The 17,571-nt window shown below is 74.0% G+C and carries 15 protein-coding genes; 3 read left to right on the top strand and 12 right to left on the bottom strand.

The genetic code is table 11. The features are described from left to right. Positions 1-107: 107 nt before the first annotated feature. The 10 genes from ABZ321_RS23735 to ABZ321_RS23690 form a co-directional block, all read right to left on the bottom strand. A complete protein-coding gene (locus ABZ321_RS23735) occupies positions 108-236 on the bottom strand; it encodes an ALQxL family class IV lanthipeptide (RefSeq protein ID WP_354894661.1) in 129 nt (42 codons plus the stop codon). A 66-nt stretch (positions 237-302) separates the two neighbouring features. Next, a complete protein-coding gene (locus ABZ321_RS23730) occupies positions 303-431 on the bottom strand; it encodes an ALQxL family class IV lanthipeptide (RefSeq protein WP_344500146.1) in 129 nt (42 codons plus the stop codon). Next, positions 428-3,154, bottom strand: a complete 2,727-nt coding sequence (lanL, locus tag ABZ321_RS23725; RefSeq protein WP_354894657.1) for a class IV lanthionine synthetase LanL — start codon at positions 3,152-3,154, stop codon at positions 428-430. Before lanL ends, ABZ321_RS23730 begins: the two co-directional genes overlap by 4 nt. Before the next feature lie 191 nt (positions 3,155-3,345). Continuing rightward, positions 3,346-4,437 carry a Gfo/Idh/MocA family oxidoreductase gene (locus ABZ321_RS23720; protein WP_354894654.1) on the bottom strand — a complete coding sequence of 364 codons (1,092 nt, stop codon included), beginning with the start codon at positions 4,435-4,437 and terminating at the stop codon, positions 3,346-3,348. Next, a complete protein-coding gene (locus ABZ321_RS23715) occupies positions 4,422-5,039 on the bottom strand; it encodes a ThuA domain-containing protein (protein ID WP_354894651.1) in 618 nt (205 codons plus the stop codon). Before ABZ321_RS23715 ends, ABZ321_RS23720 begins: the two co-directional genes overlap by 16 nt. Beyond that, positions 5,036-5,863 (bottom strand): NAD(P)-dependent oxidoreductase, encoded by an 828-nt coding sequence (locus ABZ321_RS23710; protein WP_354894648.1) that lies wholly within the window; start codon positions 5,861-5,863, stop codon positions 5,036-5,038. Before ABZ321_RS23710 ends, ABZ321_RS23715 begins: the two co-directional genes overlap by 4 nt. Next, positions 5,860-9,720, bottom strand: coding sequence for a glycosyl hydrolase family 28-related protein (locus ABZ321_RS23705; RefSeq protein ID WP_354894645.1), 3,861 nt, complete (start codon positions 9,718-9,720; stop codon positions 5,860-5,862). The genes ABZ321_RS23710 and ABZ321_RS23705 overlap by 4 nt, the downstream gene beginning before the upstream one ends. Beyond that, a complete protein-coding gene (locus ABZ321_RS23700) occupies positions 9,717-10,547 on the bottom strand; it encodes a carbohydrate ABC transporter permease (RefSeq protein WP_354894642.1) in 831 nt (276 codons plus the stop codon). The genes ABZ321_RS23705 and ABZ321_RS23700 overlap by 4 nt, the downstream gene beginning before the upstream one ends. Continuing rightward, positions 10,544-11,461 carry a sugar ABC transporter permease gene (locus ABZ321_RS23695; RefSeq protein ID WP_354894639.1) on the bottom strand — a complete coding sequence of 306 codons (918 nt, stop codon included), beginning with the start codon at positions 11,459-11,461 and terminating at the stop codon, positions 10,544-10,546. Before ABZ321_RS23695 ends, ABZ321_RS23700 begins: the two co-directional genes overlap by 4 nt. Positions 11,462-11,466: 5 nt before the next feature. Beyond that, a complete protein-coding gene (locus ABZ321_RS23690) occupies positions 11,467-12,843 on the bottom strand; it encodes an extracellular solute-binding protein (protein ID WP_344500130.1) in 1,377 nt (458 codons plus the stop codon). Positions 12,844-12,925: 82 nt separating this feature from the next. On the opposite strand from ABZ321_RS23690, the gene ABZ321_RS23685 reads away from it, so the two are divergent. Further along, positions 12,926-14,191: an enolase C-terminal domain-like protein gene (locus ABZ321_RS23685; RefSeq protein WP_354894636.1), complete on the top strand. Its 1,266-nt coding sequence runs from the start codon at positions 12,926-12,928 to the stop codon at positions 14,189-14,191. A 9-nt stretch (positions 14,192-14,200) separates the two neighbouring features. Here the strand turns inward: ABZ321_RS23685 and ABZ321_RS23680 are convergent, their stop codons facing one another. Then, on the bottom strand, positions 14,201-15,394 hold the full coding sequence (locus ABZ321_RS23680) for an ROK family transcriptional regulator (RefSeq protein ID WP_354894634.1): 1,194 nt from the start codon (positions 15,392-15,394) through the stop codon (positions 14,201-14,203). 180 nt (positions 15,395-15,574) lie between these two features. Then, positions 15,575-16,111, bottom strand: coding sequence for an ABATE domain-containing protein (locus tag ABZ321_RS23675; protein ID WP_354894631.1), 537 nt, complete (start codon positions 16,109-16,111; stop codon positions 15,575-15,577). Between the two features lie 49 nt (positions 16,112-16,160). Here ABZ321_RS23675 and ABZ321_RS23670 point away from each other — a divergent pair, with 49 nt between their 5' ends. Further along, a complete protein-coding gene (locus tag ABZ321_RS23670) occupies positions 16,161-16,700 on the top strand; it encodes a GNAT family N-acetyltransferase (RefSeq protein ID WP_354894629.1) in 540 nt (179 codons plus the stop codon). Between the two features lie 155 nt (positions 16,701-16,855). Beyond that, positions 16,856-17,539 (top strand): hypothetical protein, encoded by a 684-nt coding sequence (locus tag ABZ321_RS23665; RefSeq protein WP_344500120.1) that lies wholly within the window; start codon positions 16,856-16,858, stop codon positions 17,537-17,539. Positions 17,540-17,571: the final 32 nt, after the last annotated feature.

Here is a 17,571-nt window from a genome sequence, read left to right as displayed (position 1 = left end):
GGTGGGGGTGTTCCCCTCCCCGCCGGGGGGGGGGGGGGGGTGGGGGGGGGGGGGGGGGGGGGGGCGGGGGGGGGCCCGCCCCCCCCACGCCGGTGTTCAGGCCGGGATCAGTTCGTCTGGCAGGTCTTGCCGCAGGAGTTGCCGCCGCACGTGAACGAGCAGCAGTTGCCCTCCGGCGCCTTCGGCGCGTCCTGGTCGGCCGGAACGGCCTGCAGCGCCATGACATCGATGGTCATTGGATTTCACCTCCTCCGCTTCCGACGGGTCCGTGGACGGTGCGGACCCGGGGGCCCGCGCCGGGGTCAGTTCGTCTGGCAGGTCTTGCCGCAGGAAAGCCCGCCGCAGGTGTACGAGCAGCAGCCCGCCTCCGGGGCGTTCGGCGCGTCCTGGTCGGCCGGAACGGCCTGCAGCGCCATCACATCGATGCTCATTGCATCTTCACCTCCTCCGTGGTCCGATCGGTCGGGGACGGCGCGGCGAACACCGCGCCGGGATCAGGGGCCGTCACCGGCGGGTGGAACAGGCGGTCGCCGCCGTGCCGGAGGCGGGTGAGGAACGCCAGCGGGCCGGCGGCGCCGACGCCGTAGGCGGCCGAGAACTCGTGCCCGGACTCGTTCATGAGCACTGGCCGGCCGTCGCGGTAGACCCGCTCGGCCCACAGCTGGGCGGCCAGGTGCCGCGCCCAGTCCGCGAACTCGTCCAGCCCGGTGGCGGCGGCGAGGTCGAGCAGGAACTCGCCGCTGCCGGCCAGGCCGTGGCAGTGCGAGGTGCCGACGTCGCAGCGGGTCGCGACGACCGCGCGGCCGGCTGCCACGGCGGCCTCGCCGTAGCGGGCGTCGCCGGTGTACGCAAAGGCCCGGGCCAGGAACGTGCCCACGCCTGCCGATCCGTTGCACCACCAGGTGTGCATCGAGGCCGAGCCGGGCCGGTCGGTCCAGTAGGCCGCGTCACCGCGCCGGACGGCCACCGCGAGCAGCTCGTCCGCGCAGTCGCGGGCGGCGGCGGCGAAGTCGTCCCGGCCGGTGTAAGCGGCCGCGGCGAGCAGGAACGCACCGATGCCGGCGGTGCCGTGGGCGTAGCCGTAGGAGCGGTGACCGGCGAGCGTGGAGTCGAAGCCGGCCGGCACCGTCCAGGCGGTCGCGCCCGGGTCGCGGGCGGCCAGGATCGCCTCGGCGCAGCGGACCGCACGCCGGGCCGTCCCCGGTCTGCCGGTGGCCGCCGCGAGGTGCAGCAGCGCCGTGCCGAGGCCCGCCAGGCCGTGGGTCTGGTCGGGGTTCGGCCACACCGTCGGCAGCCCCTCGGCGAGGGCGACCGCACGGTCGGTGAGGTCGGGCCGGTCGAACGCGGCACCGGCCTCGAACAGCGCCCAGGCGGTGCCCGCGAAGCCGAAGTGCAGGCCGGGCAGCCGGTGCGGGACCGTGTCGAGGTGGCGGGTGAGCCGCCGCAGCACGACCGGGGCGAGATCGTCGACGAGGCCGCCGATCGTCCCCCCGACGCCGTGGCGGCGCAGGCCGCTGAGCATCGCGAGCACGCCGCCGCTGCCGTACTGCACGGCGCACGGCTCGGCCGTCTCGCCCAGTGCGTACTCCCGCCACAGCCGGGGCCCGGTGTCGGGCGTCACCGTCGCGGCGAGGTGCCCGAGCACGCCGCCGACGAGCTCCTCCCACCATCCGTCCGGATCGTCCGGCCGGTCCGTGGTGACGTCTGCGGGCGCGGTCTGGCGGGCCAGGGCGATCACCTCGGCGAGCGGCATGCGCTCGCCAGGCTCGGCGCGCAGCAGCCCGGTGACGATCCGGCGCACCGGATCGGCGAGCGTCTCCGGCACCGCCGGCGCGACGGTCCGGCCGGCGATGCGCTCCTCGAGGGTCCGGTGCGGCGGCTCGTCCAGCGCCAGTCGCGGGTTGCGCCGGGTCGCGTGGAACAGCACCAGGGCGCCCAGCGAGTACAGGTCGACGGCGGCGTCCACGGGTGCGTTCCGGAACTGCTCCGGCGCGCTGAAGCCGGGGGTGCCGTGGCCGTCGCCATGGACCGGATCCGCGGACCCGGGCCCGGTGCACCGCGCGGACAGCTCCAGGTCGATCAGGCGCAGCGTGCCGTCCGGCAGCGCCAGCACGTTGTTGGGGCTCAGGTCGCGCAGCACGACGCCGCGCCCGTGCACCGCCTTGAGGATCCGGGCCAGCCGCAGCGCGACGCCCAGCGTGTCCGCGGGCTCCGGCGGCGCGTCCGCGCCGCGCACCGACGCCCCGCCCGTCTCGGCGAGGGTCCGCCCGTCGAGGAACTGCTCGACGAGGAACGCGTGGCCGCCCTGCTCGAACTCGTCGACGAACTCGGGCACCACGCCCAGCCCGGCCAGGTGCCGCAGCATGGCGGCCTCGTGCCGCAGGTAGTCGCGGGCGTCGCGGCCCTCCGCGTCGGTGCCGACGTGCGGCCGGGCCTCCTTGACCAGCACGGTGGCGCCGGTCGTGCGGTCCAGGGCGCGGTACACCCCGCCCTTGTTCGCGTGCCGGATCGCGCCGCGGACCTCGTAGCGGTCGTTGAGCAGCACCCCGCCGCCCCCGCCGACAGTCGGCGGATCCGCGGCGAACGGCAGCTCGGCCCACGCCGGCGGGTCGAACACGGCCGGCCGCTTGTCCTCGACCGGGTTCGTCTCCGGGTCCAGGACGCAGTCGCGGTACGTGCCGTCGTTGCCGAGAACCCGGAAGCCGTCGAACGCGCCGTACCGGTAGTGCACGAGGCTGCCCGGGCGGTAGGCGCGGTCGGACAGGATGACCGGCCCCGGCAGGCCCGCCGTCGCCTCGTGCAGGCGCTCGGCCAGCTCGATGAGCGTGGCCCGCTCCAGCGGGTACACCGTGATGAATTTGCCGGACTGCCCGCGGGGGCACTGGAAGTCGTTGAGCCGCTGCACGTCCGACGCGGTGCTCGCGAACTTGAACGACGTCGCGGTCGCCGCGATGAGGTCGAGACACCGGCGCAGCACCTCCGGCGCGGACCACACGGTCGCCGACACATGCAGCTTCCAGCCCTGCACTCGCTCCGGCCGCCCGGGCGGGTCGAGCACGGTCCACATGTCCCGGGTGGTGACCGTCCAGCCCTCGAGGCGGCAGGCGTCGATCCGGTCGGCGACGAGACTCGGCGGCTCGGGCAGCTCTGGCATGGCGGCTTCCTCAGGATCGGCGTCAGCGGCGAGAGCCACCTTGCCGATGTGCGACGCGCCGCGACGCCGATTCCGGACCCCGGCGGACGCCGGCGGACACGGCCGGACGTCCGGCACCGTCCCGGGCAGCACGATCCCCGGCGCCCCGCACCGTCACGACGGTGCGGGGCACCGCATTCAGGCCGCCGGCGTCAGGCGAGCGGGACCGGTGCCGGAACCTCGCACGTGCTGCGGACCGTCACCGCGGCGCCGGTCTCGGCCGCCGTGTGCAGGCACTCCATGACGTCCAGGACGTGGTAGGCGAGCTCGCCGTTCGCGCGCGGCGGCGCGCCGGTGCGCAGCGCCGCGGCGAGATCGGCCACGCCGGTGCCGCGCCCGGCGTCGCGGTAGCCGGCCCGCTCCGGCAGGCGCGTCCAACCGTCTCCCGAGGCCGAGGCGGACGTGAACACCTCCACCGGGCCGTCGAAGTGGTTGGGGTCGGGGACGCTCAGGGTGCCGTCGGTGCCGTACACCTCGATGCGCGGCAGCCGGCCGGCCCACACGTCAAAGCTCATCATGATGGTGGTCAGCGCGCCGCCGGCGTGCTCCAGCACGCCGGTCTGGTGGGTCGGGACGCGCACCGGGAACACGGTCCCGGCGCGGGGGCCATCGCCGATCGTGCGGGTCGCGCGCGGGGTCGAGGCCAGGCCGGTGACGCGGCGGACCGGGCCGAGCAGGGTCACCAGCGCGGTGAGGTAGTACGGGCCCATGTCCAGCAGCGGGCCGCCGCCGGGCTCGTAGTAGAACTCCGGATCGGGGTGCCAGCGTTCGTGGCCGGGCGTGACCATGAAGGCGGTCGCGGCGACCGGGACCCCGATCTCGCCCGCGTCCAGCGCGGCACGGGCGGTCTGGACGCCAGTGCCGAGCACGGTGTCGGGTGCGCAGCCGACGGTGCGACCGGCGGCGCGCGCCGCGTCGAGGATCGCCCGCCCTTCGAGCGTGGTGGCGGCGAGGGGCTTCTCGCCGTAGACGTGCTTGCCGGCGGCGAGCGCGGCCAGCGCCACCTCGGCGTGCGCCTGCGGCACGGTGAGGTTGAGCACGAGGTCGACGGCGTCGTCGGCCATCAGGTCGGATACCGACACCGCCTGTACACCGGCGAAATCCGCGGCCAGGGCGCTCGCCCGGTCGGCGGCGAGGTCCGCGACCCGCGTCAGGGCGACGCCGGGCAGCCGGGCCAGAGTGGTGGTGTACTGCCGGCTGATCTTCCCAGCGCCGACGATGCCGACCCTCAGCGGCTCGCCCATGCCAGCCCCCGCATGATGATCTCGTCGTGCTCGGGGACCTCGAGGTCCTTGAGCTCGTGGCCGACGGTGGTGACGAAGACGCGGCCGGCGCCGAAGCGGGTCGTCCACACGACCGGCACCGCGACGGAGTCGACGACGGTGACGGCGTGGACCTCGATCGCCGGGTCGACGTGCACCTGGTACCGCTCGGTGTGCACCGTGAACGGCGGGATGCCGGCCACGACCGGGTGGGTGCCGATCGGGGTGACGTCGTACGTGACGAACTCGGCCGGGTGGTGCACGAACTGGCCGCCGGTGATGCGCTGGTAGTCCGGCGAGCCGCGGAACGAGTCGATGATGCCGCCGTGCCAGCCGGCGAGTCCGGTGCCGGCCCGCACGGCGGCGGCCAGGCCGGCGACCTGCTCGCCGGTGGCCGTGCCCATCGTCCAGCAGTGCACGACGAGGTCGGCGCGGCGCAGCAGGTCGGCATCGAGGTACGTGTCGAGGGTCCCGGACGTGACGACCTCGTGCCCGAGCTGGCGCAGCCTGGTCACGTAACGGTCGGTGACCTCGACGGGGCGGTGCCCCTCCCAGCCGCCGCGGACCACGACGACGGTACTCACGAGCTCCGCCAGGTGTGCACGGGCGTGAAGCCGAGCAGTTCCCGGCACAGGTGGGTGGAGACGGGCACGGCGTATCCCTCCAGCGTCTCGGCGAGCATGGCTGAAGGGTGATACTCCGCCAGCAGCCGCGCCGTCGGCAAGGTCGCCGTGGTGTCGGGCGCGGCCACGTTCACCACGGCGTGCCCCTCCAGCGGCGCGGTGAGGGCGGCGGCGACCGCGGATACGGCGTCGCGGGTGTCGAGCCAGCTCCACAGGTCACCGCGGTGGCCGCCGAGGTCGGCGGCCACGTGGTCGAGGTGGTGGCGCAGCCGGGCACCGGTGCCGATGAACGGCAGGCGCAGGCTGACCGCGGGGATGCGGCACCGGTTGCTGACCGTCGCGGTCACGAGCTCGCCGACCCGCTTCGACAGGCCGTAGGGGTCGTCGCCGACGTACGGGTGGTCCTCGGTCAGCGGCAGCCGCACCGGCGAGGTGCCGCGCCCCGACCAGGCCAGGCCGACGGCGGAGAGGCTGGAAACGTACACGATGCGCCGAACGCCGGCGGTCGCCGCCGCCTCGAGGAGGTGGTACGCGGAGCCGACGTTGTTGTCGAACACGTCGGGCTCGACCGGGGCCGGGATCGCGGCGGCGTGCACCACCGCGTCGATCCCGGCCACGAGCCCGTCCAGGCTGGTGTCGCGCAGGTCCCCGGTGACGGTGTCGTCGGCGATGCCGACCGGTGGCGGGGTGCGGTCGTGAGCGCGCACCGAGTGCCCACTGGCCAGCAGACCGGCCACAACCGCGCGGCCGAGCATCCCGGCGGCGCCGGTCACGAGGATCTTCACGTGGCGTCCGCGACGAACGTGGCGGTCAGCGCGACCGGGGCGGTGACGGTGAACGGATAGGTCGGCGCGGTCGACACCACGGCTCCCCCGGCGCTCCAGCCGGTGAACCGGAAGCCCCGGGCCGGCCGCGCCACCGCGGTGACCACGGTTCCCGGCTCGTAATGACCGGGGCGGGTCGCGTTCCCGGTGAGCCGGACGGTGCCGGCGCCGTCCGGGACGGCCGTCACCTCGTGCTCGACGATGTTGATGACCATGACGTTGTACAGCGTCACGGCGCCCTGGCTCGTCGCGCCGTTGTACCGCATGAGATTCACGACGCTCGCCCGCCCGCCGTCGACCCGCACGGTGTGGCCGTCGCCGCCGAGGTTGTCGGTGCCGAGGTTGACCGCCCGCACGTCACCGGACTTCACCACGAGGCCGTTGTGCAGGCCGTAGCCGAACGCACCCGCGACGGTCAGCCGGCGGGCGCCGTCGACCGTCACCAGGTCGGCGTTGGTGCGCGTCCAGGCGTCGATGACCTGCGGGAACAGGTCGGCGCCCAGCACCCAGCGGGGCACCGCGAAGCCGGTCCGCACGAACGTGTTGCCGTTGGACAGCACACCCTCGACGCGCCCGTCGGCGCCGCGGGCGGTGACGCCGTGCCGCACGAACGTGCCCTTGATCTTCCGGACGAGGAACCGGTCGCCGGCCATGTCGAGCGCGTTCCAGGCGTTGGGCAGGCCGAGGTTGACCGCATAGGTGCTGTCGCCGAGGCCACGCACGACGTACGGGTAGGGCACCAGGCCGCCGGGCGCCGCGGGGTTGTTCTCCGGGTGGAACACCCGCAGCCCGGCGACACCGGCCCGGTCACCCCGTAGCGTGATCGCGGCCGGGTCGGTGTCGGCTGTGGCGCTGCCCCGGCCGGCGAAGGCCCAGAGCACGGTGCCGCCGCTGCGGCCGTCCTCGTCGCGGTTGGGCACCGGCGAGGCGCCGAGCAGCTGGACCCCGGCGGGCACGCTGAGGCGCCCGGCGAGGCGGTACCACCCGGCGGGCAGGTAGACCACGCCGCCACCACGACCGGCCTTGTCCAGGGCCCGCTGGATCGCCGGGGTGGCGTCCGCGGCGGGCAGGTAGCCGTTGCCGTGCGGCGCGTCCGCCTGGACCAGAACCCGTCGCGCCGGGCGGGTGGCGGTGCGGCTGCCGTCGTCGTCCGGCAGCGCGCCGTCCATCTGGTGCACGGTCCCGCGGACGGCGCCGCTCACCTGCGTGCCGGTGAGCTTCACGTAGCCGCCGCCGTTGTTGACCACGGCCGCCTCGTCGCCGCCCAGCTGACCGCCGGCGATGGCCAGGCCCCACCGCTCGTCGAACCTGTCGACCTGCAGCGCGACGCCGGTCCGCTCGATGCGCACCCGGTCGAACACGCCGGTGAACTCGGCCCGCAGCCCGGCCACGACGTGGATGCCGATGCGGTAGTCGGCCGCGGCGAGGCCGGTGAACTGGTCCCACTCGAGGTCGCCGAGGACGAACCCGGTGCCGTTGGCCCGGGTCCAGGCGTCCACTGTGGAGCGTGCCGGCGGCTGGTACGCGGCCGGGGCCTGCGCCCAGTAGGCGTTGCTGAACCGGACGTCCTCCCAGGTGCCGACATCCGCGCCGTTGTACGCCTCGACGCCGCGGTAGAGCACGGTGCCGCGGACGTCGCGGACGGTCGCCGACTCGTGGGTCTGGCCGTTGCCGGGTGGGCGGCCGCGTTCGTCGCGCATGGTGCTGATGCCGATGCCGCGGAACGAGTTGAGCATCGTCACCTCGGCGACGGTGCTCATCATGTAGTTCTCGTCGGCGCCCGAGGCGCCCTTCCAGGCGCTGCCGGGGATCTCGAAGGTGAAGTTGTAGTGCACCGGCGCGGTCGCGTTCTGCCGCGGGTAGTAGGTGGTGAGCCCGACGACGCCGGCGCTGCCGCCGATGCGGAACAGCACCGGGCCGGTGTCCCCGGCCGGCAGGTCGGCGCTGACGACGGTGCCGTAGGAGCCGCCGCCGCTGTCGGGGTCGCGGCGGTCACCGCGCAGGGTGCAGAACGCCGGCACCTCGACCGTGCCGGTGACCCGGTAGGTGCCCGCGGGCAGCCAGACGGTCCCGCCGCCGGCGTCGTAGCAGTCCCAGAGCGCCGCCTGCAGGGCGGCGGTGGCGTCGCGGCGGCCGGTGCCGTCCGCGCCGTACGCGGTCGCGTCGAAGTCGGCGACGACGACGTCCCCGGTCGGGAAGCGGGTGTCGACGAGCCGCGGCGACGGCGTCACCGTGCGCCGGTCACGGATCTCGAACGCGGCGACGTCGACGTGGTCGAGCCCGGCGGCGTACCCGGCGACGCTCAGCCGCACATACCGCGCGGTCGTCTCGGCGAAGCGGGTGCGCACGGCCTGGCCGCCGTTGTGCCCGGCCTCGGTGTACCGCACGCCGTCGGTGGACAGCTCGACGCGGTAGTCCGGGGAGAAGGCGCCGCCCCACCGGACGAACACCTCGTCGACCGGGCGGGCCGCGCCGAGGTCGGCACGCAGCCACGCGCCGGTGCCGCCGCTGGTCCACACGGTGCCGGGATCGCCGTCGTTGGCGTTGCCGGGCGCCGACCCGGCGGCGGTGCCGCTCGCGGTGAGCAGCGCGGCGCGGGCGAGGTCGGTGTCGACCGCGGACGAGCGGAACGCCCCGAGGACGTCGTACAGGTCCCGCAGCGCGGCACGGATCCGCTCCTCGGTCGCCGCGGCGTCGTCGAGGACGGCCCGGGCGCGGCCGATCGCGGCGGCGAGGGTGGCCTTGGCCCCGGCCGGGAACTGCCCGTCGCGACTGCCTTCGCGGGCCGCGTAGTGGGCGAGGTCGGCGGCGGTGACGAGGTCGCGCAGCCCCGCTTTCGCGTCCAGCTGCCGCGGCACGACGGTGACCCGCACCGCGGCGATCGTGAGCTCGACCGGGGACCCGTCGTGGGTGATGCGGAGGTCGGCGCCGTTGGTGCGGTTGGTGAGCACGGCGTCGTCGAGGACGAAGTCGTGGGTGCGCCACTGCCCGGTGTCGCCGTACGTGACGGCCGCCGACGGCTTGAACCGGTCGGGCAGGCTCTCACCGGGCGAGTCGTAGTGCAGGTACAGCGTGCCGCTGCCGGCGTCGAGGTAGTCGACGCTGACGAGGACGATGTCGCGGGTGTCGTAGGCGTAGCCGTCGGCGACGTTGAGGTACACGTAGTTGGTGCCCGGCGCGGGTGCGGCGGCGTTGGTGCGCCAGAAGCCGCGGCCGGCGGCCGTGCCGGTGACGAGCCCCGCCTCGTTGTCGCCGGCCCGGGCCGACAGCCCGGTGTCCGACGCCGTGGGGCCGAGGACCGCCTGCGGCCCGCTCGCGGTGATCCGCACCTGGGCGACGGTGATGTCGGCGGCGCCGCCGAGCCGCAGCTCACCGGCGGCGAGGTCGGCGCCCGCGAGCCCGATGGCGGCGAGCTTCCAGGTGCCGGTGCCGGCGAGCTCGGCGACCGTCGTCGTCTGCCCGGCCGCGGTGCGCAGGGTCAGGGCGCCGGTCCCGTCGTCGTGGTAGGTGACGACCACGACCAGGCTGTCGCCCGCGACGGACGCGGCGTAGCCGGTGTCGGCGGTCAGCCCGAGGTACGTGGTGCCCGCGGCCACCTGCGTCTGCCAGTAGCCCTTGCCGTCGAGGGTGCCGGTGCGCAGCCCGGTCGCCGCGTCGCCCGCGCGCACGGACAGTCCCAGCGTGCTGGGGACCGGGCCCAGGTCGGCGCCGACCCCGCGCGGGTACATGACCGGCCCTGGTCCGGCGGCCGCGACGGTACCGGGGGCGACGAGCGCCACGACGAGCAGGACGAGGAACAGAAGTCTGTGGGATGTCATGCCTTCACCGCTCCCATGAGGCCGTTGACGACGTACCGCTGCGCGGCGGCGAACAGCAGGATCACCGGGATGACCACGATCAGCGCGCCGGCCATGAGCACGTTGTAGTGCTGCACCGCGCCCGACTGCAGGTTCTGCAGGGCGATCGGCAGCGTGTACGTGTCGGGGTCGTTGAGCGAGACGCGGGTGAGCAGGTACTCGTTCCACGTCGGGATCGCGGTCAGCACGGCGATGGTGATGAGCACCGGCCGGGCCAGCGGAAGGTAGATGGTGCCGAAGATGCGCAGCTCTCCGGCGCCGTCGACGCGGGCGGCCTCGCGCAGCTCGGCCGGGACCGCCTCGAAGGCGTTGGTGAGCATGAGGACGGCCAGCGGGGCCGAGCCGTTGACGAACGGCAGGATCAGGCCCCAGTGGCCGCCGAGCAGCCCGAGCCGGTTCTCCAGCAGCACGATCGGCAGCAGGACGGCGACCCCGGGGACGAACAGCAACGCCATGAACATCCGGTACAGCGCGGTGCGGCCGGGGAACCGCAGCACCGCGAACGCGTAGCCGGCGGCGGCGTAGATGGCCAGGACCAGCACCACGGTCAGCGCGGTGACCTTGAGACTGTTGAGGAAGTAGTCGAAGAAGTGCAGCTCCTGCCAGGTGTCGACGATCGTGCGCAGCGTCGGGCGGTGCGGGATCAGGTGCCCGCCGGCGACGACCTCATACTGGTCCTTGAACGCGGCCGAGACCATCCACAGGAACGGGTAGAGGCTGATCGCGGCGTACAGCAGCAACAGCCCGCCGACCACGATCCGCGCCGCCCAGGCGCGTACGGCACTCATGTGGCCCGCCGCATCACGCGCAGGTTGACCGCGGCGAGGACGAGCGCGGCAACGAACAGCATCCAGCCCAGCGCGCTGGACAGGCCGAGCGTCGGGTCGAGCTGGGAGAGGAACGCGAGCCGGTAGGTCTCCAGGCCGAGCACGTTGGTGTGGTTGCCGGGGCCGCCGTTGGTCATGATGAGGAACGTCTGGAAGCCCTGCAACGAGTCGCGCAGGGACAGCAGGACGACGATCGCGGTGATCGGGCGCACCAGCGGCCAGACGATGTCGCGGGTGACCCGCCACGGTCCGGCGCCGTCGATCTGCGCGGCCTCGATCAGCGCCGGGTCGACCGCCTGGAGGCCCGCGAGGTACAGCATCATCGACACCGGTACCGCCGACCACACGGTGATGACGATCAGCGTGGGCAGCGCGGTGTCGGGGTTGCCGAGGAACCCCTGCGGCTGGCGCAGGCTGCCGAGGCCGAGCGCGCCGAGCAGCGCGTTGACGGCGCCGTCGGGTTGCAGCACGTACTGCCATGCGAAGTACACGGCGATGCCGGCGGTCACCTGCGGCACGAAGTACACGGAGCGCAGCAGCGTGCGCAGCCGGCGCACCGAGTTGAGCAGCACGGCGAGGGGGAAGCTGACCACGACGGTGAGCACCGGCACGGCCAGCATCACCCAGAACGTGTTGAGGGCGGCCTGGTGCACCCGTGGCGCGTAGCGGGGGCTGGCCCACAGCAGGTCGGCGTAGTTCTGCAGGCCGACCCAGATCCAGTGCGGCTGGAAGCCGTTCCAGGTGGCGAAGCTCAGCGAGAAGCCGTAGACGATGGTGTAGACGCCCATCACCAGGAACAGGCCGATGGCGGGCAGGACGAAGGCGTAGCCCCAGACCGCCTCGCCCGGGGCCCGCCTCTTCGGTTGACTCGCCACCGTCATTACTGCTTGGCCCAGTAGGAGTCGATGACCTTCGTCATCTCGGCGCCGGCCTGCTCCGCCGACTTCTTCGCCAGCGGCGTGTAGTCCATCAGCGCCGAGGCGACCGTGGGGCCGTCGTAGCTGTTGGGCCGGTAGGAGGTGTCGCCCGGGTTGTACGCCGACGGGCCGGAGCCGAACGCCTTGATCATCGCGCCCAGGGCGGGGCCGACGGCGGCGGCCGGGTCGGCGCCCAGGTCGGTCGGCGGGACGTCGAGGGCCTCCTTGGCGAACGTGGCGGACACGTCGGCCTTGGCGAGGTACTTCAGCCACTGGATGGCGCCGGCCCGGTTCTTCGTGGTCGAGGAGACCGACACACCGGTGAGCGTGAACGGGGCGAGGGTCATGTTCTTGATGGCACCGGCGGCCGGCACCGGCACCGGGAACGTGATGACGTTGCCGGCGTCCATGCCGTTCTGGGCCAGGAACGCCAGGGTGAACGTCCCGCCGATGTCGAATGTGGACTTGCCCTGCGCGAAGGCGAGGTCGGCGGCGTCGATGTCGAGGCTCTGGGTGCCCGGGTGCCAGTACGGCTGGACCTGCCCGTAGGTCTGCAGCGCCTGCACGCCGGCCGGGGAGGAGAACGTGCCGGCCTTGTCCTTGCCGAACAGGGCGTGGAACTTGTCGGCGCCGAGCATGCCGTACGCCATGGGCTGCAGGAACCACTCCAGCCCGGTCGTCGGCGACTTCAACCCGATGCTCACGCCGCCGTTGTCGGGGTACTTCGCCTTGACCTTGCCCAGGGCGGCGATGAACTCCTCCCAGGTGGCCGGGGCGCCGGTGACGCCGGCGTCGGCGAGGCGCTGCTTGTTGGCGTAGACGATGCCGAACGTGCCGACGGTCAGCGGGACGCTGAAGCGCTGGCCGAGCTTGATCCCGTGGGTCTTGGCGTCCTGGGCGAGGGACTGCTTGTAGTACTGCTCGGTGACGACGCCGTCCTGGCGGACCGCCGGCAGGTAGCCGGCCAGCCATGCGTCGTCGACGTCCTTGGCGAGGTCGGTGAGCAGGCCGGGGGCGCCGAACGCGAGGTCGTCGCCGTTGGTGTGCACCTCGAGCAGGTCGGGCAGGTTCTTGGTCTGCGCGGCGGCCTGCACTTTGGTGACGAACGCGTCGTCGGGGCCGTAGGCCTCGACCTTCACGGTGATGCCGGACTCCTTGGCGAAGGAGTCGGCGACCTTCTGCAGCGCCTTGACGTGCGACTGCTTGAACGTCCACATCGTCAGCGTCTTGCCGCCGCCGGACGTGTCGTCGCCGCCGCACGCGGCGGTGCCCGTCGCGGCGAGGGCCAGGGTTATCAGGGCGGCCAGAGCCGGCCGCCACGCGCTTCGTGGGGGTGTCATCGCGCGGCCTTCGCGTCTGGGGCACCATCGACGGGCGCCACTTGCCGAGAACGTAAATCGAATTGATGTACTCTGTCAATCCATGGACGAACTTCGGTACGATCCTTCGAAACTCATCGCTGCGGCGCCCTGGCCCGCCCCGGCGGACGCCGCCCGGATCACCCGGGTCCGCACCTTCCTGTGCGGGCCGCAGGGGTGCCCGTACCTGATCGTCCGGGTCGAGACGAACCAGCCCGGCCTGTACGGACTGGGCTGCGCCAGCGACCCGCAGCGGACCCTGGCGGTGCGGTCCGTCCTCGACGACTACCTCGGCCCGCTGCTGCTCGGCCGCGACGCCGGCGACATCGAGGACATCCACCGCCTGCTGCGCAACTCCGGCTACTGGCGGGGCGGCTCGATCGCCGGCAACGCCCTCGGCGCCGTCGACGTCGCACTGTGGGACATCAAGGCCAAGACGGCCGGCCTGCCGCTGTACTCGCTGCTCGGCGGCCGGGCACGGCACGGCGCCGCGGCCTACACCCACGTCGACGGCGACGACCCGGCCCGCATCGCCGAGGACGTCCTCGCGGCCGCCGAGGCCGGCTACCGGCACGTCCGGGTCCAGGTCGCGGTGCCCGGCGTGCAGAACTACGGCACCGCGTCCACCGGCAGCGCGTGGGACCCCCTGGCGTACCTGCGGCACGTCCCGCCCGCCCTGGCCGAGGTCCGCCGGCGGGTCGGCGACGGCGTCGAGCTGCTGCACGACGCGCACGAGCGGCTCACCCCGGCCCAGGCGGTCCGGCTGGTCGCCGCGCTCGCCGGCGCGCGGCTGTTCTTCCTCGAGGACGCCCTCGCCCCCGAGGACAGCGACCACTTCCCGCGGCTCGCCGCCGCGGCCGGCTCAGCCGGCTCGGTGCCGCTCGCCGTCGGCGAGCTGTTCGACGACGTCGGGCAGTTCCTGCCGCTGCTGACCGCGCGGGCGATCGACTTCGTGCGGCTGCGCATCCCGACCCTCGGCGGCCTGACCCCGGCGCGCAAGCTCACCGCGGCGTGCGAGCTGTTCGGGGCCCGGATCGCCCCGCACGGCCCGGGCGACGTGAGCCCGGTCGCGCAGGCCGCCAACGTCGCCCTCGACGTGTCGACGCCCGCGTTCGGCGTGCAGGAGGCGGCCCGGTTCCACGAGGCCACCCTCGAGGTGTTCCCGGGCGCTCCGGTGCCGGTCGGCGGGGTCCTGTACCCGTCGGAGTCCCCCGGCCTGGGCGTCGACTTCGACGAGTCGGCGGCGCGCCGCCACCCCGCTCCCCCGCCGCTGCGGCACGACCGCTGGGCCCTGGTCCGGGGCGTCGACGGCGCCGCGGAACGGCCCTGACCGCCGTTCTCAGCCGAGCAGCAGCGAGTGGGGCTGGGCGGAGAGGAACTGCTCCAGCACCAGGCAGGCGGCGCCGATCGCGCCGACGTCGATGCCCAGCCCGGTCGTCGTCACCACCGTCGGATGGATGCGCTCCACGAACGGCGAGCTCTCCACGATGCCGGGGACGATCGCCATGAACCGGTCGGCCAGCAGTGGCCAGATCGGCCCGCCGAACACGATCATCTCCGCGTCCACCAGCGTCGCCGCCGCGCTCACCCCCCGGCCGACCCGCACCGCCCAGCGGTCGATGATCTCACCGGCGGTCCGGTTGCCGGCCTTGGCCTGCCGGCACAGCGCGCGCAGGCTCTGCTCGGCGTCCCGCGGCCCGGCCGGCTTGGACTCCGGCCCGAGCACACCCTCCTCGATCGCCTCGGCGACCAGGGCGTTCGTGGTGCAGGCGGCGTACAGCCCGCCGACCTCGCCGGCGTTGCCGGACAGTCCGCGCAGCACCACGTCGTCGACGACGAGCCCCATGCCGGACCCGGTGCCCAGGTAGAAGAACAGGAAGTTGCCGGTGCCGGTGGCCGCGCCCGCCCAGCGCTCGGCGACGGCGGCGGCGATCACGTCCTTGTCGAGCAGCACCGGCAGCCCGGTCGCCCCGGCGAGGTGGTCGCGCAGCGGCACCCGCCCCCAGCCGACCAGCTCGGGCGGCGCGATGACCAGCCCTGCTGCCACGTCGACCGGGCCCGGCGCGGCGATGCCCAGCCCGAGCATCGCCTCCCGGGCCACCCCGGACTCGGCCACCAGGGCGTTGATCGAGTCGCCCATCTCCGCGAGGGTGTGATCCGGATCCGCGGCCGGCGGCGTCGGCCGCTGCGCGCGGGCCACGACCCGGCCCAGCAGGTCGAGCACGACCATCGTCACGACGGCCGGGTCGAGGTGCACCCCGACCGCGTACCGCGCCTCGGCGTTGACCTGTAGCAACCGGCGCGGCTTGCCGCTGCCCGTGACCCGCGTGCCGGCCTCGTGGGCCAGCCCCGAGTCCAGCAGCCGCCGGCAGATGTTCGACACCGTCTGCGCCGACAGGCCGGTCGACTCGATCAGCTCGACCCGGCTGAGCCCCTCGGGCACCCGGCGGATCGCGTCGAGCACCACCGACTCGTTGAAGTCGCCCATGCGCGGCAGGTTGGTGCCGCGCCGCATCGGCAACTGTCTGCCCATCGCCATCCTCTGCTCGCCCGCCCGGAGGCATTTATCCATCGAATTGATTTAGCCTAACATCGACCGTCACCGGTGCCCGGCGCCAGGCTATCGCCCCGCCCGGGCGACGGGCGCGGTCCTCACGGTCCTCTCGGCCGTGGCGTCGCTGCGGGCTGGCGGCACGCCCTCCGGGCAGCGGCTTCAGGACGGGGCGCGGCGGCGGTAGTACCTGGCCTGCCGGTCGCGGTGGGCGCAGGACTCGTGGCAGTACCGGCGGCGCGGGTGGTGCTGCACGAAGAACAGGCAGCAGTCCGGGGTCTCGCAACGGCGCAGCAGGCTGGCCCGGCCGTCGGTGAGCAGTCCGGCGCAGGCGGCGGCCAGGGCGCCGAGCAGCGCCGCGTCGCCGGTCGCGGCGCCCCGGTCGTCCGCCACCAGCTCGCCGGTGGGCTGTCGGACCAGGTGCGGGTACGTCGGCGCCTGCGCCGCGGCCGCGTTCACGTGCGCGATCGCGGCGGCGGGTGGTGCGGTGCCGGTGACCGCCGCCGTGAAGAGCGCGTGGATGCTGTCCCGCAGGGCCCTGGCCGCGGCCGTGTCGCGTGCCGGTCGCGCGCCGGCGGTGGTGAACCACAGCCTGGACAGCTCGGCCGTGCCGAGGAAGTCCTCGCCGCCGTGCAGCGTGTTGGCGAACTCCACCACCAGCGGCTCGGTGCCCAGGATCGGCAGCTCCTCGTCGTGCATGCGGAATATTCTATGCTGACGGTAAGACGATGCTGTTACCGTCAGCGGCATGATGACCTGGCGGCACGTCACCCCGCGGGACTTCCCGCTGCTCGCCCAGTGGCTGGCGGCCCCGCACGTGGCCCGGTGGTGGAATCACGAGACGTCGGCGGAGGCCGTGGAGCGCGACTTCGGGCCCTCCGCCCGCCGCGAGGAGCTCAACGAGGACCTCCTGGCGCTCCTGGACGGCGTGCCGCTCGGGCTGGTGCAGCGCTCGTTCTGGCACGACTACCCCGAATACGTGCGGGAGATGGCGCCGACCATGGCGGTGCCGCCGCGGGCGATGACGATCGACTACCTGATCGGCGACGTGGCGGACGTCGGGCGCGGGATCGGCACCCGCATGATCCGCTCGGCGCTCGAGCACCTGTGGGCCGAGCACGGCGACGCCGAGTGCGTGATCGTGCCGGTGCACGCCGACAACATCGCGTCGTGGCGGATGCTGGAGAAGGCCGGCCTGGTCCGCGTCGCCCACGCCGAGCTGGAGCCCGACAACCCGATCGACGACCGGCGGCACCACGTCTACCGGGTGGACCGCCCCACGGCCTGACCGCCGGCGGCACGGCCCCGTTCGGGTGTCGTGCCCCCGGATCCGTGGCCCGCATGACCGGATCCGGGGACGATTGTCCTGTCCGCACCGCAGTGCGTTCGATCGACCGGCGCGGCGGGTACCAGGTAGCCGACCCTGATCGAAGGAGGCGGCTCATGCAACCCATCGACGTGGCCACGCTACGGGCCGCACCGCGGCAGGCCCGGGTCTGGCTGCGCGCCGCGGGGCGCCAGGCCGGTCCGCTGAACGGCGTGCTCGGCTGGTGGGCGGTGACGAGCTTCGGCCTGCTGAGCCTGCTGCTCGCGGTCTTCGCGATGGTGTGGCCGTCGTCGGTACGGACGTTCGGCGCTGCCGCGGTCGGCTCATGGCTGCTGTTCGTCGCGCTCGGCCGGTTCGGCGGCGGGCAGCTGCTACGCGCCCGGTACGGCGGCGCCCGATGGTTCCAGGCCGGCGCAGCGCTGCTGGCGGTGGCCGGTGTGATCGTGATCCAGCTGCCGGCGTACGACCCGACGGTCGCGGTCGCGGCGATCAGCCTCGCCCTCGGTGTCGCGGCGGCCGGCGACGCCGGGGCCGCGGCGCAGTTCCCCAGCCTCGCCCGCGGCTGCCTGCGGATGCGGGCCCTGTGCGGACTGGTCGCCGCGATGACGGTCGCCGTCGCGCCGGCGACCGGCCTCGTCGTCGCCGCCGCGTGCGTGGGCCTCGGCGAGCTCATGTTCGCCGCGCGCCTCCTGCCGGAGGTGGAGCGGCTGTCCGGGATGCTCGACCGCGAAGCACCCTGGACAGACCCCGACGACGACCTCGGTTTCGTGCTGCCGTTGCCGGACGCCGACCGGCCGTAGGCGCCCGCCCGGTCTCCCCCAGCATCGGGTCA

The organism is Dactylosporangium sp. NPDC006015 (assembly GCF_040614215.1).
Classification (GTDB): domain Bacteria; phylum Actinomycetota; class Actinomycetes; order Mycobacteriales; family Micromonosporaceae; genus Dactylosporangium; species Dactylosporangium maewongense.
The sequence above is the reverse complement of the archived record's forward strand: the minus strand, read 5'-3'. Positions and strand labels throughout refer to the sequence as shown.